This is a genomic window from Roseovarius spongiae, from assembly GCF_003651245.1.
In the GTDB taxonomy this organism is placed as follows: domain Bacteria; phylum Pseudomonadota; class Alphaproteobacteria; order Rhodobacterales; family Rhodobacteraceae; genus Roseovarius; species Roseovarius spongiae.
In genome coordinates this window covers 1,342,435-1,355,688 of sequence record NZ_RAPE01000001.1, presented here as the reverse complement: position 1 = coordinate 1,355,688, position 13,254 = coordinate 1,342,435, and the positions used below count along the sequence as shown (strand labels likewise).

Below are 13,254 nucleotides of genomic sequence, written 5' to 3'. Positions count from 1 at the left end.
GGTTGCGCATGACAAGAACATTGGTTGTGGGGGCATCGGGCGGCATTGGCGCGGCATTTGTGCAGTATCTCGAGAGTCGCGGAGAGAATGTCGTGTCCCTGTCGCGCAGCGTCGATAGGCTCGACATCACCGACGAACAAAGCGTGATGGAGCATCTTGGCCAACTGGATGAACCCCTTGACAGGATCATTGTCGCAACCGGGGCGCTGTCAGGAGCCGGCCATGGGCCGGAAAAGACGCTGCGGTCGCTCGACCCGGCGGCGATCGCCGCACAATTCGCGCTGAACGCAACCGGCCCGGTTCTGGTGCTCAAGCACGCACTGCGACTGTTGCCGCGCGACAAGCGGTCGGTTTTTGCGGCGCTGTCGGCGCGGGTCGGCTCGATCGGCGACAACCGGCTGGGAGGCTGGTATTCCTATCGGGCCTCGAAGGCGGCGTTGAACCAGCTGATTCACACTGCCGCCATCGAAGTGGCGCGCAGCCACAGACAGGCGATATGCGTTGCCCTGCATCCCGGCACGGTCGCCACCGCCTTTACCCGTAACTATACCAATCATGCGCGCGTCGCGTCCCGAGAGGCCGCGAAGAACCTGCTGGCGGTGATGGATGGGCTGTCGGCCGCAGATACGGGCGGGTTCTTCGATTGGGCCGGTAAACCGGTGGCATGGTGAGCCGGCACACGATCACCGAAAGATACGGTAGAACAATCCGTGCGGCAGGACCCGGCCAACGCGAAACAGCCACGAGAACGGGACCGGAAAGCTGGTTGAAAAGCGCCTGCCTTTCATCGCGGCCAGCACATGATCGGCAGCCTGTTCCGGAGTCTGGATCAACGGCATCCTGAAATCGTTCTTGTCGGTCAGGCGGGTCTTGATGAACCCCGGATTCACCAGCTGAACCTTGACGTCACCGCCACGCAGATCGGCATAGATGGTTTCGCCCAGATGCATCAGTGCGGCCTTGCTGGCGCCATAGCCGATGGCGCCGGGCAGCCCCCGAAACCCGGCAAGCGAGCCGATCAGCACGATATGGCCTCGGTTTCGGCCGGCAAATCTTGGAACCACATGCCCCAGCAGGCGCACGGCCCCAAGAAAATTGACCTCGCACATCGCCTCGACGGCGGCTGCGTCCCAGTCCTGAGCCTTCAGCGGCGTATATTGCCCGGCGCAGTAGATCACGCCGTCAATCTCCCCAGCCGCACCGACCGCCCGCGCGACCGCGGCCGGCTCAGACACGTCCATTTCAAGCGGCGTCGCATCTCGCAAGGCGCCGGCCAGTTCGGCCAGACGATCGCCACTGCGCGCCGACAGGATCAGCCTGACGCCCGCCTTGTCCATCGCCTGAGCCAAGGCGCGGCCCAGGCCTTCGCTCACGCCAACGATCCAGTAGGACTTGCCTGCCAGGGTCATGCGTGCGCCAATTCGACCTGTACCACATCGGTGCGGCCGGTGGCGAAGGTGGCGGTGCAGATGTCGAGGTAGTAGCGCCAGTTGCGCAGGAAGGCGTCGCCATGACCGAGCTTGCGAATGCGCGCCTCTTGCGCCCGCAACCGATCCGACCAGGCGATGCAGGTGCGGGCGTAATCCTGCCCGAACGAGAAATTGTCACGCACCACCAGCCCAGCCTTGCGCGCCTGATCCGCAATCATCGCATTCGATAGCAGCAGACCGCCGGGAAAGGTGTGCTGGCGGATGAAATCCGAAGTCTTGCGGTAGCGGTCGAAATTCGCGTCCGGCACGGTGATCGCTTGCACCACCGCACGGCCCCCCTCCGCCAACCGGTTCTGCAGAGTGGTGAAGTAAGTGGGCCAATAGCGTTGTCCAACCGCCTCGATCATCTCGATCGAGACGATGTTGTCGAACTTGCCGTCGCAATCGCGGTAATCCTGAAGGCGTATCTCGGCGCGCCCGTCCAGCCGCGCGTCCGCATAGCCCTTCTGGCTGGGCGAAACCGTCAACCCGGTCACATGGCGGCCCGCATCGGCGGCGCGTTCGGCAAAGCCGCCCCAGCCGCAACCAAGTTCCAAAACCCGTTCACCTTGTCCCAAACAGTCAAGAATACGGTCATACTTGCGATCCTGCCCGCGCAGAAGGTCGTCATCGCCGGGCTGGAACAGCGCCGACGAATAGGTCATGCCGGGGTCCAGCCAAAGCTGGTAGAATTCGTTGCCGACATCGTAATGGGCGCGAATGTTGCGCGACGATCCGCGCCGGGAATTGCTACGCAGAACCCTATCGACAAGACGCATTTTCAACCCGTTCCAAAAATCGCCATGCGCATAGGCGCCCAGCCGGTCGAGGTTTTCCAGCGCAACGGTGCTGAGATCGACAATCGACGGCGTATCCCACAGCCCCGCGACATAGGTTTCGCCCAAGCCCACCCCGCCGCGCGCCGCTACCGCAGTCACCACCGACCAGTCGTGCAGATGCAGCTCGGCCAGAACCCCACTATTGCCGAAATCATGTATTTCACCTTCGGGCGTGCGCAGCCGCAGGCTGCCGGTGTGGATGCCCTGGCAGCTGTCCAGGAAATCGTGCTTCACTCGTTTGGTCAGGAAACGCATCAGCTTACCTTGTTGTTGGGGGGTGCGGGGCGAGTCCGAAAGCGCGCGCCTTTCATTTTCAGGCGCAAAGCCTGCCAGTAGATCATCGCGATGGTTCGCATTGCGCCGGCCGGGCGGCGCAATGAGGCGACCATGATCGCGGTGTTGGTCAGCGGCGCGCGTGTGCCGGTCAACGTGGCGACGAGACCGGCGTCGCCGTTGCGGAAATCAATGCGGATGGCGATCTTGTCGGGGCGTATGTCGAAGTGAAACGCATAATCGCCGCAAACCTCTTGAAACGGCGACACATGCATTACCTTTTCAACCGTGATCCGGTCACGCGGACCAATCGGCGTGCGGCCGGGGTTGGCGCAGAAATAGCTGTGTCGGTCGCCATAGGTGTTGGTCACCTCGGCAATCACGGCGCTGAGCGCCCCGCCCTTCATCGCAAGCCAGAAGCTGACCGGATTGAAGACATAGCCAAGAAAGCGCGGTTGCGTCAGCAGCAGAATATCGGCCCCGCTGACCCCGCGTGCGGCAAAAACCCTGCGCGCCCAGCTTACGCCCTTGCCCGCCTTGGGTGCGCCGCCATGATCGCGATCATGCACCGAGGCCAGGTTAAAGCGGTTGCGCGAAAACAGGGCAGGTCCGCCGCGCGTCTCGGGATCGATCAGCAAATAATCCACGCCGTAGAGAAACGCATGGCCCGGCGCGCCGCGCCGGGCATGATGGGTTGAGGCTGCAACATGCTCGGGAGGCCGCCTCACGCGAATTGCCCGTCAATCTGGCGGGCGACGCGCACGCCGCTGGCGAACCCGTCTTCGTGAAAGCCGTGGCGCGTGTAGGCTCCGGCGAACCAGGTGTTGTTGGCGCCTTGCAGATCTCGGAGCGCCGATTGTGCTCTTATCGCGGCGCGGTCAAAGATCGGGTGGCGGAAAACGGTGCTGTCGTAGATCTTGTCTTCAGCCACTTCGCGCACCGGATTGAGGGTGACAAACAACGGGTCGCTTTCCGGGATGCCCTGCAGCCGGTTCATCCAATAGGTCACGCCGATCGCAGGCGCCTCCTGTGTGGTGTCGGCATTGTAAACCCAGCTTGACCAGCACGCCGGGCGTTGCGGCATCAGTGCCGGGTCGCAATGCAGCACCGCGGTGTTGTCCTGATACCGGATCGCCGAGAGCGCCGCGCTTTCCTGCGGCGTAGGGTGGGTCAGCATGCTCAGCGCCTGATCGGAATGGCAGGCAAAGATCACCTGATCGAAGGTTTCGGCGGATCGCCCCGACACATGCACCGTGCTTTCGACGCCATTGCGCGCGACCGAGGCCACCGGCGCCCCCATGCGGATGACGACACCGCGCCCGCGCAGATGATGTTCCAGACGCCGCACATATTCGATGCTACCGCCATCGACTGTCCACCACTGGTGCTGGCCGCGCGCACTCAGTAGCGCATGATTCCGAAAGAATTGCACCAGCGTACGGGCCGGGAAATCGGAAATTGCGGACGGGGGCGTTGACCAGATCGCGCCGCAGATCGGCAACAGGTAGTAGCGCCGGAACCAATCACCCAGCCGCAGTGTATGGATCAGATCGCCAATCGTCATGGCGTCGTCGTTCGCCACCGCCTCGGCCCGCGCATTGAATGTCGCGATATCACGCACCATGCGCAGAAAAGCGGGCCGCGCCAGATTGCGATGCTGCGCCACAAGGCCGCGCAGGCTGCGCAAGGCGTATTCGATACGGCCATTGTCGATGCTGGCGCCAAAGCTCATGTCGCTTGGCTTGACCGGCACATCAAGCTCCATGAACATCCGCGTGAGATGCGGGTAATTGGCGTAGTTGAAAACGATGAAGCCGGTATCGACGGGCTGGTCGCCACGGCGTCCTGCCAGAACGGTGCGCGCGTGACCACCAAGTCGAGGCGCGGCTTCGAAAAGGGTCACGGCGTGGTGCGGAGCCAGCAGGTATGCCGCCGCGAGGCCGGAAATTCCACCACCGACAACGGCGATCCGTTGCGGACAGATGGGTTGGGCGTCGAGTGACATGGGCGCTCCTGTTTCGCTTTGCCTTTTTTACGTCCTGCAGCAAGTTTCGGATCATAATTGATCTAATCTTATGCACCCGGCGTATTTCCGGTTATGATGAAAACAGCATCATCCGCGCTTCTACTCAGCAGACCGCACCCCCGCGCGCCGCAAGGCGGTCATGCCGTTCTCGACAGGAGAGAGACCCGCGTGCCGCAACCTCCAGAGAAGACATACTCTGATCAGACTGTGCTGATGCTGGCCGTGCGCGACAGGCGCGACCGCGCCGCGTTCGGGCTTTTGTTCGACTATTTCGCACCGCGGCTGAAAGGTGTGGCCATGCGCTCTGGTCTGGGCAGCGGTGCAGCCGAGGATGTTGCGCAAGAGGTCATGCTGACCGTCTGGCGCAAAGCGGAAAAGTTCGACCCCCATCGCGCACAGGTGTCGGCTTGGATATTTCAGATCGCCCGCAATCGGCGGATAGATCTGGTGCGCAAGGAAAACCGTCCCATTCCTGAAGAAATCAAGATGGTTGATCGGGTTGAAGATGACGCCAACCAGATATTGGCGATGGATCAAGAAGCAACACAGCTGAAACTTGCGCTGAATCGGCTTAAGCCCGACCAGCGCGCCCTCGTTGAAAAGGCTTATCTTGGCGAACTTTCCCACAAGGAAATCAGCGACCAGACCGGTTTGGCGCTCGGGACCGTAAAATCCCGCATCAGACTTGGACTGGAGCGATTGCGCCATGAACTAAAAGGAATGCGATAGATGTCGCAGATCACACACCACATCCCGGAATCCATGTTAATCGCCTATGCTGCCGGATCATTGCCGCGGCCGTTTGCGCTGGCTGTCGCGGCCCATATCTCGCTTTGCGACGATTGCCGCGTCGGGTTGGGTGCGCACGAAGCCGTAGGAGGGACCTTGCTCAACGAGCAACCGGTGCAGATGGTGTCCGACTCCATGAAAGAGGCGCTCTTTGCCCAACTCGACGATACACCATTGCCGGAGCCTGATCCCGCCTTTGAGCGCTCGGGCGTGTTTCCCGGTCCGGTCATGCAGGCGCTGAATGGCAAGCCGCCGCGCTGGAAATCCGTCGGTGGCGGCGTGCGCCAGACGCTCTTGCACTGGGGCGATGATGGCAGCACGCGCCTGCTCTACATTCCGCCCGGCAAGGCCGTTCCGGATCATGGCCACAATGGGATCGAGCTGACGCTGGTGTTGCAGGGCGCGTTCAGCGACGAGACCGGCCGGTTCGGTGTCGGCGACATAGAGGTCGCCGATGACACCTTGGAACACACGCCTGTCGCGGAGCCGGGCGCGCCCTGCATCTGCCTGGCCGCGACCGACGCACCGCTTCGCTTCAACAGCCTGATCCCGCGCCTGTTGCAACCCCTGCTGCGCATCTGACGGCCTGTTTCAGCACGCGCCACCTGCCCAACTCCGAAAGGAGTTCGGGCAGGCGGCGTCATTGCGTCCGTTCCAACCCATCCAATTGTTTTTCATAACAAAAACGTGATTGCATGATCCGCTTTCCCGGCTGCTGCGTATCCCTGTTACTCGACCACGCAACACTATTTCAACAGAGGTACAGACCCATGTTCAACATCAAGACCACCATTGCCGCCGCCGCCTTCGCCGTTGCCGGCGCCGCCGCCGCTGCGGAAAACATCGTCGAAATCGCCGCGGGGGATGAGCGCTTCTCGACCCTCGTTGCCGCCGTGTCCGCCGCCGGTCTGGCCGAGACCCTTTCCGGCCCCGGCCCGTTCACAGTCTACGCACCCGTCAACGACGCCTTCGCGGCGCTGCCCGCGGGCACCGTCGAATCCCTGTTGCAGCCGGAAAACAAGGGTCAACTGACCAATGTTCTGCTGTACCACGTCGATGACCGCAACCTACAGTCTTCGGCGATTCCGGTCGGTTCGAACTACTTCAAGCCAATTCTGAAAAGTGAGCGTCTGTGCATAACCAAATCGGCAAGCGGAGTGACGATCGCCGACGGCACAGGTCAGATGGCCAACGTCATTATCGCGGACATTCAGGCTGATAACGGCGTGATCCACGTGGTCGACAAGGTGCTGCTGCCTGGTACGCGTCCTGACTGTCACTGATACCTGTTCCAACTACAATCAGCGCCCTTGGCAAGTCCGGGGGCGCAGCCAATTATGAAGTGCGCGCAGAAACCATGAGCGAACAAACCGAAATTGCGGTAGTTGACAGGACGCAGTCGGGGTACGCTACCTGAAAGCGCCCGTAGGAAAGCAGTTCTCATCTGATTTCAGGCCGTGTTTCTCTCCGCGCCAGGCTTTCGCGCGGACCCGATCCGAAACCTGAAGCCGCTATGTTCCGCCCAGCGACAATCAACAGATCAAACTACTGCGCGTTTCAATAATGGCCGGTCTGGTGCAGCTGCATTGCGGCGTAGTACGTGACTGCGGAGGTCGGCAGACTGTTGGAAAAATTCGTCATATCCGCCTGACGATCCGAGCCCGACAAATCGCAACGCCCGAGCCTTGACCGGCCTTGGTCCGGGCGCAACGACCACCTACATGACGTGGTAAGGAGTACCCGCATGCAACATTTCTCACTGCTGGATCTTTCGCCCGTCCCCGAAGGCAAGAACGTGGCGGACGCCCTGGCCAACACCGTTGAACTGGCCCAAGCAGCCGAGGAGGCAGGGTATCATCGTTTTTGGCTGGCCGAGCATCACAACATGCCGGGAATCGCCAGTGCGGCGACCTCCGTTGTGATCGGCCATGTGGCGGGCGCAACGAAATCGATGCGCGTTGGTGCTGGCGGGATCATGTTGCCCAACCATGCGCCCCTGGTTGTTGCAGAGCAGTTCGGCACCCTGGCGACGCTGTATCCTGACAGGATCGACCTTGGTCTGGGACGCGCACCGGGAACCGACATGGCGACAGCCCGCGCTTTGCGGCGGCATATGGCGCCTGACGACAGTTTCCCGCAGGATGTGCAGGAGCTTATTGGCTATCTTGGCGACATGCCGGACAATGCCCCTGTGCGGGCCATTCCCGGCGGCGGGACTCACGTACCGGTCTGGATCCTCGGATCAAGCCTTTATGGCGCTCGATTGGCTGCCCATCTTGGGTTGCCTTACGCCTTCGCGTCGCATTTTGCGCCGGACATGCTGGCGGAGGCGTTGGCGATTTACCGTACTTCGTTCCAGCCCTCTGAGCACTTGGAGCGGCCTTACGCGATGATGGCGGCCGGAGTTTGCGCAGCACAAACCGATGCCGAAGCGGACTATTTGCGCTCATCCCAATTCCTCGCATTTGCGAAACTTCGCACTGGAAATCCGGGAAAACTGCCGCATCCGACACATGATCTCGCAGCCCAAGTTCCGGCGCGGGTTCTGGCTGGTGTGAAGCATGCGCTGTCGTGCTCCGCAACCGGAACAGCTGCGACGATCAAGGAACAGTTGGGTCGCTTGATCGAAACCTTTCAACCGGATGAATTGATGGTAACAGGGATGATCCACGACCACGCCGCGCGGGTGCGATCGTTCCAAATTGCGGCGGACGTCTTGACCGATTTGCGCCAAGGGTAGGTCTGGAACAGTCCGTTGTCGTTCTGTGGGTCGGCAAGAATGGCCTGCAATACGTCTCAACGCTCACGACCTTACGACGATCACCTAACCGAAATAAAACGGCCATAGACTTCACCGCCCGGCCAAATCTGGTGGCAATGCAGAACGACCTTGGGGCTTGGCTCCCGCCACTGGGCTGGTCTTGCGCCGCCACGTGGCCGGCTTTTACTCCGCCGTTAACACCGGGATGCATGAACTGTCGCAATGCGCAGAAAGCGGGATTTGCAACGCGACCGTAGTGCGGACTTTCCAGTCTTTCCCCGGAGGCGCACTCAGGAATCGTCGTGCCCACAGCCTCGGCAAGGCGAATGGCGACCAGCGGACTGGTGTAGACGTTTCGTACGGCCTATGACTTTTCTTTCGAAAACTTCATGATTTCAGGATATAATGCTCTGCGGGAGACGCTGTGCCAAATCGATTCATCGATGGTTCCGTACTCAGTCTGAATTTTGTAGGTAGAAAGTGCGATCGATATGGCGAATTTTGCAACCGCTAGTTTGAGGGCTTTGGCGCTTGCGCTTATTTTTTGCAGCGCCACTGCCATGTCAGCCGGTGCGGCCACAATATATGATGAAAGCGTATCAGGCGATCTTGATGCGATCGGCTCAACCATTGTGGACCTGGCGTCCGGTTCGAACACGATATTAGGTTCTATTCCCGCCACGGGATCAGCGACTGATACTGACCGGATACGGTTCACGCAGGTTCCAGGGTTGATTATCGACAGCATTCAGCTGTCTTTCACCGGCGCGTGGGACACCGCGAATATAGGCCAAAGTCTTAACTCGGCGCTGTTTAACAATCAGGCAAACCTGTTTGACGACAACTTCCGCTCTGTCACCGGGGGTGGTCCGGGCAATCCGCCGACGATCTCGGCCGCATTCTTTGACAGCTTTGGGCCGGAAACTGGCCCGCTGGCGCAGGATGTAGATGGCGCCATATGGGATTTTCAGTTGTCGGCGGGCGTTGTCTATCCTGCGGCAAATTGGGTGCTGACGATCAACACTTCCGATAAGCCGGTTGATCCACCGCCAAACGTGGTACCCCTGCCTGCGGGTCTTCCACTAATGCTTGCTGGTTTGGGAGCTTTTGCGTGGTTGCGTCGACGCAAGGGCTGAATTGCCAGAGACCCAAAACAGTGAATGAATTCATAGCGTGAACATGCGTCGTGTTCGGGCTGACTGCGGCCATCCGGTAGGGGTGCAGAGAGTTCACGCTCTGTCCTGCCTCTCAGTCCTATGCGCGGGACGCAGCGAAGGTCCGCTCTAGTGCCGCATGACATACCGCCGCTGGCAGGTCACCGCAGGCTCGGGACTGGGTGGAATTGGCTTGGAAACACCGGGATGTAGTTCGCTCGCCTTCCGAAAATATTATGTTGAAAATCGGCCTGTGTTGGAGTACCATTAGCTATCATTTCGAAAAACGTAAGCGGAAGCACCCGGCAGCTTCAGGCTTGGTTGGGATAAGGGCCGCAGGCCTATTTTTTAGAGACGAGTACACCTGAACCTCTAACAGATGCGTCCGCACATTGCATCTGGGAGGATTTGTGATGAGACTTCGTCTTTTGCTGGCGAGTGCCAGCGTTCTGGCCATAGCGGGCGCCGCGAATGCCGGAAGTTTTGTTTTCACAAATGACACTGACTGGGATCAAGGCACATACGCAAGCACGAATAGTGGGCCACCGGGTGCCGATGACCAAGTTCAGCTGAATCCAGGGATTACCACCCAATTCAATTATCTTTGGATAGCAGCCTCCGGACGCGATTCCGCGATCCTCATCGACACGAGCCACGACGATCCGGATGGATTTGTAAGCCTCGCTGACGACGCGGCAGGAAATGGCGCAGTAATCGGGGAATACCTGACCCGACCCAACGGGCGGGCTGGCAATCCATCGCGGACCACGGTCGACCTGAACGGGGATGTCTGGATCGGCAATCGCAATGAATCGTCTGGAGGCATGGGATCTGTCGTGAAGGTTTCCGCTACGCCGGGTGCCGGAACGACGTCTTCAGGTATCTGGAACGGATCATCCTTCGACCGTTTGAACTGGTCGAATGCCGGCGGTGCAGACAACAATGGCGGAACGTCGACTGCCGATGACGTTGCGATCCAGCAGTATGTTCGGACCGCCGGCACCAACAATCGGACCATCGCGATCGACGCGAATAATGACGTCTGGGTCGGTGGATTTGGCAACAAGATGCACCAGCGTATCGATGGAAACACTGGCGCCACCGATCCGGCCTTCGACCTGAGTCCCGGCGGCTATGGCGGTCTGATAGACGGCAACGGCGTTCTGTGGTCGTCCGGCTGGTCGACAAATCGGACTGCACGATACGACACGATCAACGGGGTGCAGCTGGCGGATGCGGTGACTCCCAACGGTGGAGATCGCTCATACGGGTTGGGAATCGACAGCCAGGGTAACGTCTGGAATTCACACCTGAACACGCGCCTTTCAAAATTCGCGCCCGACGGAACCCACCTTGGTACGTTTGCAGGCGGCGGCAACGGGGGCCGCGGCGTGACGGTGACCCCCGATGACAACGTCTGGGTGGCCAATAGCTTCTCCAGTACCGTCTCGCGTTTCGACAATGCCGGGAACCTGATCAAGACGATCGGCGTGGGAAGCACACCAACCGGCATATCGGTGGACAGCAATGGCAAGGTCTGGGTCACCAACCAAGGTTCCAACAATGTCATGCGGATAGACCCGCAGGGCGGCGGGGACAATAAGGGCGCGGTCGAGTTGACCGTCGATCTTGGTGCAGGTGCGAGACCTTACAACTATTCCGATATGACGGGATCGGTTGTCGGCGGCGTCACGAACCCCAGCGGGACCTGGAGAAACGTGGTTGATTCCGGAATGCTCGGCTCTCTCTGGGATAAGATCATGTGGAACCAGGAAGCCGAAGGGTCGATTCCGGCCGGCACAGGCATCGTTGTCGAAGCCCGTTTTGCCGATACTCTCCTCGATCTTGGCGGCGCGACGTGGGCCTCCTACGGCCAAATGGATGATCTGACAGGGATGACGGGACGTTTCGCCGAGATTTTGGTGACACTGACACGCCCCGGCACGCCCGGCGCGCCGACGCCCGTCCTGTCGGACCTGAAGCTGACGACCAAGACCACTGTTGTTCCGTTGCCCATGCCGGCGTGGTTGCTGTTGACTGGCCTGTTCGGGCTTTTCGGCGCAGGCCGGCTTCGGTCCAGATCCTCTTGAGGCAACCGATTTCGAATCTGTTCGGGCGCATGGTTCTCCATGCGTCCGGATTCTTTGACGACCACATGCGGAGATGCGACGCCATGACGAGTTTCCGGAGGCTCATACTCGCCCTGTCCATGACAGTTGCGGCCGGCGCAGTTGAGGCCAGCACGATCAATCTGGATATTCGCCCGTCCCCACCACGTGATCTGCCAGAGGCGTTGGGTATCAACGAGACAAGCCCGCTGCAGAAATTCGAAAAGGAGTTGAATGCCCGTCTTGCTCGGCAACCCGAAGACGCCTCGGCCTGGCATCGGCTAGGAACCGTATTGTACCGACAACGACGTGAGACGGAGGCGCGACAAGCATGGCAAAAGGCGCACGAGTTGGACATTCTCTACGCGCCCCCCGATGTCATGGCCGATGGGCAGAACGTGTTGCGACTCGTGGAACAGGGCGAGCCCGTCGAGGCGCGCGCGGCGCTGGCGAAAGCATCCGAAGCTCACTCGGACTCACCTTATTTTCATCTGATGCGCGCGGAGCAGGCAATGAGGAGTCGCGCTTTCAAGGCGGCGGAAAATGCTTATGGGAAAGCGATCGAAGTTGCGCCGGATTTCTTTGCAGCAAAACTGAACCTCGGCAGATATCTCGAGTTCACGGGCCGGCAGGACGAGGCCAGGAACGCCTATGTCGAAGCGACGGAAGATGCCCCCAAACATCCAATGACATGGGACTTTCTCGGCTCACACCAATTCAGCGCCGGAGAAATCGAAGGTGCGCTCGAAAGCTTTCGAATCGCCGAAACCGGCGACTACGAACAGCCGTTGGCGGAAATCCGGCTTGCGAATCTCTTTGTCGAGGCGGGCGACTACATTGGTGCGCGACACTGGTACCAGGAGGGGTTGAAGCACGCGGAAGCGGAACGGGACGCGATCCTCGTTTCCCTTGGCAATGTACAGTTGCGGCTTGGCCTTTTGGAAGAGGCGACCACGACACTGGATGAAGTCCTGAAGACGTCGCCATCCGCTCCAGTCCTCGTGGCGCGAGGCTTTCTGGCCGAGGAGGCTGGAGAGCTAGAAGCCGCCATAAGCCTTTACCGGGACGCTGTGAAAGCGGATCCTGGAAATGTCATTGCTTCGAACAATCTTGCTATGGCGTTGGTCCGCTCGGGCATTAACCCGGAGGAAGCGCTCGCCCATAGTCGCCATGCAATGCAGGTAGAACCAAGGAACGCATCCATTTCTGCAACTTACGCTGTCGCGCTTGCGCACGCAGAGAATTCGGACGACGCACTGGCCGCATTGCGAAGGAATCTGCGTATCAGCCCTGACGATCCATGGATCCGATTTTTCCTTGGTCGTATGCTGCATGATCGTTCTGTGACAGAAGAGGCGCAAATTCACCTCGAAGCAGTAGGCATTCTCGACCCCGAGTTTGAACGGATTGACGAGGTTCAGGCTGTCCTGTCAACTTACCCGAGATAATCGAAGAATGTCACAGCCGCTCAAGCAGTATCTGCGGATCAGAGGTTCCCGCCAAATTATCATGGATGGGGGTGATCCTGACCTCGAGCGTCAACGACCTGCCCCCCGATCGTCTCTACATGACGGTGCGGGATTTCGCGAGCACAAGTTCGCTGCCGGTCACGCTCCCTCCGCCACTTGACCTGCAACCCGCTGGCCAACCAACAGTTTTCCAAAAGCGAAGCTGGCAAATTCTACTCCCGCCACAGGTCATCATTCTCGGATGACCGTGCCCCCGTCCCCTGGGCGAGATGCCAGGTGGCGGCCACGCGCCCGGGATCGGCATCCAGGCCCGACTGGCGGGAAGGTTGTCGTAGCTGTCGAAACGTGAATGCGAACGCTTTGGGG

Annotated in this window: 13 protein-coding genes; 8 read left to right on the top strand and 5 right to left on the bottom strand. The window is 60.0% G+C overall.

The genetic code is table 11. From position 1 onward, the window contains the following. Nucleotides 1-8: 8 nt before the first annotated feature. Nucleotides 9-671: an SDR family NAD(P)-dependent oxidoreductase gene (locus D6850_RS06330; RefSeq protein ID WP_121164824.1), complete on the top strand. Its 663-nt coding sequence runs from the start codon at nucleotides 9-11 to the stop codon at nucleotides 669-671. Between the two features lie 12 nt (nucleotides 672-683). Here D6850_RS06330 and D6850_RS06325 read toward each other — a convergent pair whose 3' ends face one another. From D6850_RS06325 to D6850_RS06310, 4 genes are read right to left on the bottom strand one after another with little or no spacing between them, the layout of a single operon-like run. Then, a complete protein-coding gene (locus D6850_RS06325) occupies nucleotides 684-1,409 on the bottom strand; it encodes an SDR family NAD(P)-dependent oxidoreductase (protein ID WP_121164822.1) in 726 nt (241 codons plus the stop codon). Further along, complete coding sequence (locus D6850_RS06320) at nucleotides 1,406-2,563, bottom strand: SAM-dependent methyltransferase (RefSeq protein ID WP_121164820.1); 1,158 nt, start codon at nucleotides 2,561-2,563, stop codon at nucleotides 1,406-1,408. Before D6850_RS06320 ends, D6850_RS06325 begins: the two co-directional genes overlap by 4 nt. After that, nucleotides 2,563-3,309 (bottom strand): DUF1365 domain-containing protein, encoded by a 747-nt coding sequence (locus D6850_RS06315; protein WP_121164818.1) that lies wholly within the window; start codon nucleotides 3,307-3,309, stop codon nucleotides 2,563-2,565. The genes D6850_RS06320 and D6850_RS06315 overlap by 1 nt, the downstream gene beginning before the upstream one ends. After that, a complete protein-coding gene (locus tag D6850_RS06310; protein ID WP_121164816.1) occupies nucleotides 3,306-4,586 on the bottom strand; it encodes an NAD(P)/FAD-dependent oxidoreductase in 1,281 nt (426 codons plus the stop codon). Before D6850_RS06310 ends, D6850_RS06315 begins: the two co-directional genes overlap by 4 nt. Nucleotides 4,587-4,679: 93 nt before the next feature. Between D6850_RS06310 and D6850_RS06305 the strand changes: the two genes are divergently transcribed. From D6850_RS06305 to D6850_RS06290, 4 genes are all read left to right on the top strand, one after another. Next, complete coding sequence (locus tag D6850_RS06305) at nucleotides 4,680-5,336, top strand: sigma-70 family RNA polymerase sigma factor (RefSeq protein WP_425452359.1); 657 nt, start codon at nucleotides 4,680-4,682, stop codon at nucleotides 5,334-5,336. Further along, entirely contained in the window at nucleotides 5,337-5,978 is a 642-nt protein-coding gene (locus tag D6850_RS06300; protein WP_121164814.1) for a ChrR family anti-sigma-E factor, read from the top strand. 188 nt (nucleotides 5,979-6,166) lie between these two features. Continuing rightward, entirely contained in the window at nucleotides 6,167-6,679 is a 513-nt protein-coding gene (locus tag D6850_RS06295; protein ID WP_121164812.1) for a fasciclin domain-containing protein, read from the top strand. 461 nt (nucleotides 6,680-7,140) lie between these two features. Beyond that, nucleotides 7,141-8,136: an LLM class flavin-dependent oxidoreductase gene (locus D6850_RS06290; RefSeq protein ID WP_121164810.1), complete on the top strand. Its 996-nt coding sequence runs from the start codon at nucleotides 7,141-7,143 to the stop codon at nucleotides 8,134-8,136. Between the two features lie 385 nt (nucleotides 8,137-8,521). On the opposite strand, the gene D6850_RS19275 is transcribed toward D6850_RS06290, so the two are convergent. Continuing rightward, nucleotides 8,522-8,719 carry a hypothetical protein gene (locus D6850_RS19275; protein WP_147438869.1) on the bottom strand — a complete coding sequence of 66 codons (198 nt, stop codon included), beginning with the start codon at nucleotides 8,717-8,719 and terminating at the stop codon, nucleotides 8,522-8,524. On the opposite strand from D6850_RS19275, the gene D6850_RS19695 reads away from it, so the two are divergent. The 3 genes from D6850_RS19695 to D6850_RS06275 all read left to right on the top strand — a co-directional run bounded on the left by D6850_RS19695 (nucleotide 8,718) and on the right by D6850_RS06275 (nucleotide 12,867). Continuing rightward, nucleotides 8,718-9,293, top strand: a complete 576-nt coding sequence (locus D6850_RS19695; RefSeq protein WP_245964106.1) for a VPLPA-CTERM sorting domain-containing protein — start codon at nucleotides 8,718-8,720, stop codon at nucleotides 9,291-9,293. The two genes, D6850_RS19275 and D6850_RS19695, sit on opposite strands and share 2 nt — an antisense overlap. A gap of 431 nt (nucleotides 9,294-9,724) precedes the next feature. Then, on the top strand, nucleotides 9,725-11,401 hold the full coding sequence (locus D6850_RS06280) for an NHL repeat-containing protein (RefSeq protein ID WP_147438868.1): 1,677 nt from the start codon (nucleotides 9,725-9,727) through the stop codon (nucleotides 11,399-11,401). A 119-nt stretch (nucleotides 11,402-11,520) separates the two neighbouring features. Then, nucleotides 11,521-12,867, top strand: coding sequence for a tetratricopeptide repeat protein (locus tag D6850_RS06275; RefSeq protein WP_166434005.1), 1,347 nt, complete (start codon nucleotides 11,521-11,523; stop codon nucleotides 12,865-12,867). Nucleotides 12,868-13,254 lie beyond the last annotated feature (387 nt).

What these genes read in the sequence shown, in the direction of transcription:
- D6850_RS06330 (WP_121164824.1), top strand. Translation starts at nt 9, where the DNA reads ATGACAAGAACATTGGTTGTGGGGGCATCGGGCGGCATTGGCGCGGCA.
- D6850_RS06325 (WP_121164822.1), bottom strand. Translation starts at nt 1,409, where the DNA reads ATGACCCTGGCAGGCAAGTCCTACTGGATCGTTGGCGTGAGCGAAGGC.
- D6850_RS06320 (WP_121164820.1), bottom strand. Translation starts at nt 2,563, where the DNA reads ATGCGTTTCCTGACCAAACGAGTGAAGCACGATTTCCTGGACAGCTGC.
- D6850_RS06310 (WP_121164816.1), bottom strand. Translation starts at nt 4,586, where the DNA reads ATGTCACTCGACGCCCAACCCATCTGTCCGCAACGGATCGCCGTTGTC.
- D6850_RS06305 (WP_425452359.1), top strand. Translation starts at nt 4,680, where the DNA reads ATGATGAAAACAGCATCATCCGCGCTTCTACTCAGCAGACCGCACCCC.
- D6850_RS06300 (WP_121164814.1), top strand. Translation starts at nt 5,337, where the DNA reads ATGTCGCAGATCACACACCACATCCCGGAATCCATGTTAATCGCCTAT.
- D6850_RS06295 (WP_121164812.1), top strand. Translation starts at nt 6,167, where the DNA reads ATGTTCAACATCAAGACCACCATTGCCGCCGCCGCCTTCGCCGTTGCC.
- D6850_RS06290 (WP_121164810.1), top strand. Translation starts at nt 7,141, where the DNA reads ATGCAACATTTCTCACTGCTGGATCTTTCGCCCGTCCCCGAAGGCAAG.
- D6850_RS19695 (WP_245964106.1), top strand. Translation starts at nt 8,718, where the DNA reads ATGTCAGCCGGTGCGGCCACAATATATGATGAAAGCGTATCAGGCGAT.
- D6850_RS19275 (WP_147438869.1), bottom strand. Translation starts at nt 8,719, where the DNA reads ATGGCAGTGGCGCTGCAAAAAATAAGCGCAAGCGCCAAAGCCCTCAAA.
- D6850_RS06280 (WP_147438868.1), top strand. Translation starts at nt 9,725, where the DNA reads ATGAGACTTCGTCTTTTGCTGGCGAGTGCCAGCGTTCTGGCCATAGCG.
- D6850_RS06275 (WP_166434005.1), top strand. Translation starts at nt 11,521, where the DNA reads ATGACAGTTGCGGCCGGCGCAGTTGAGGCCAGCACGATCAATCTGGAT.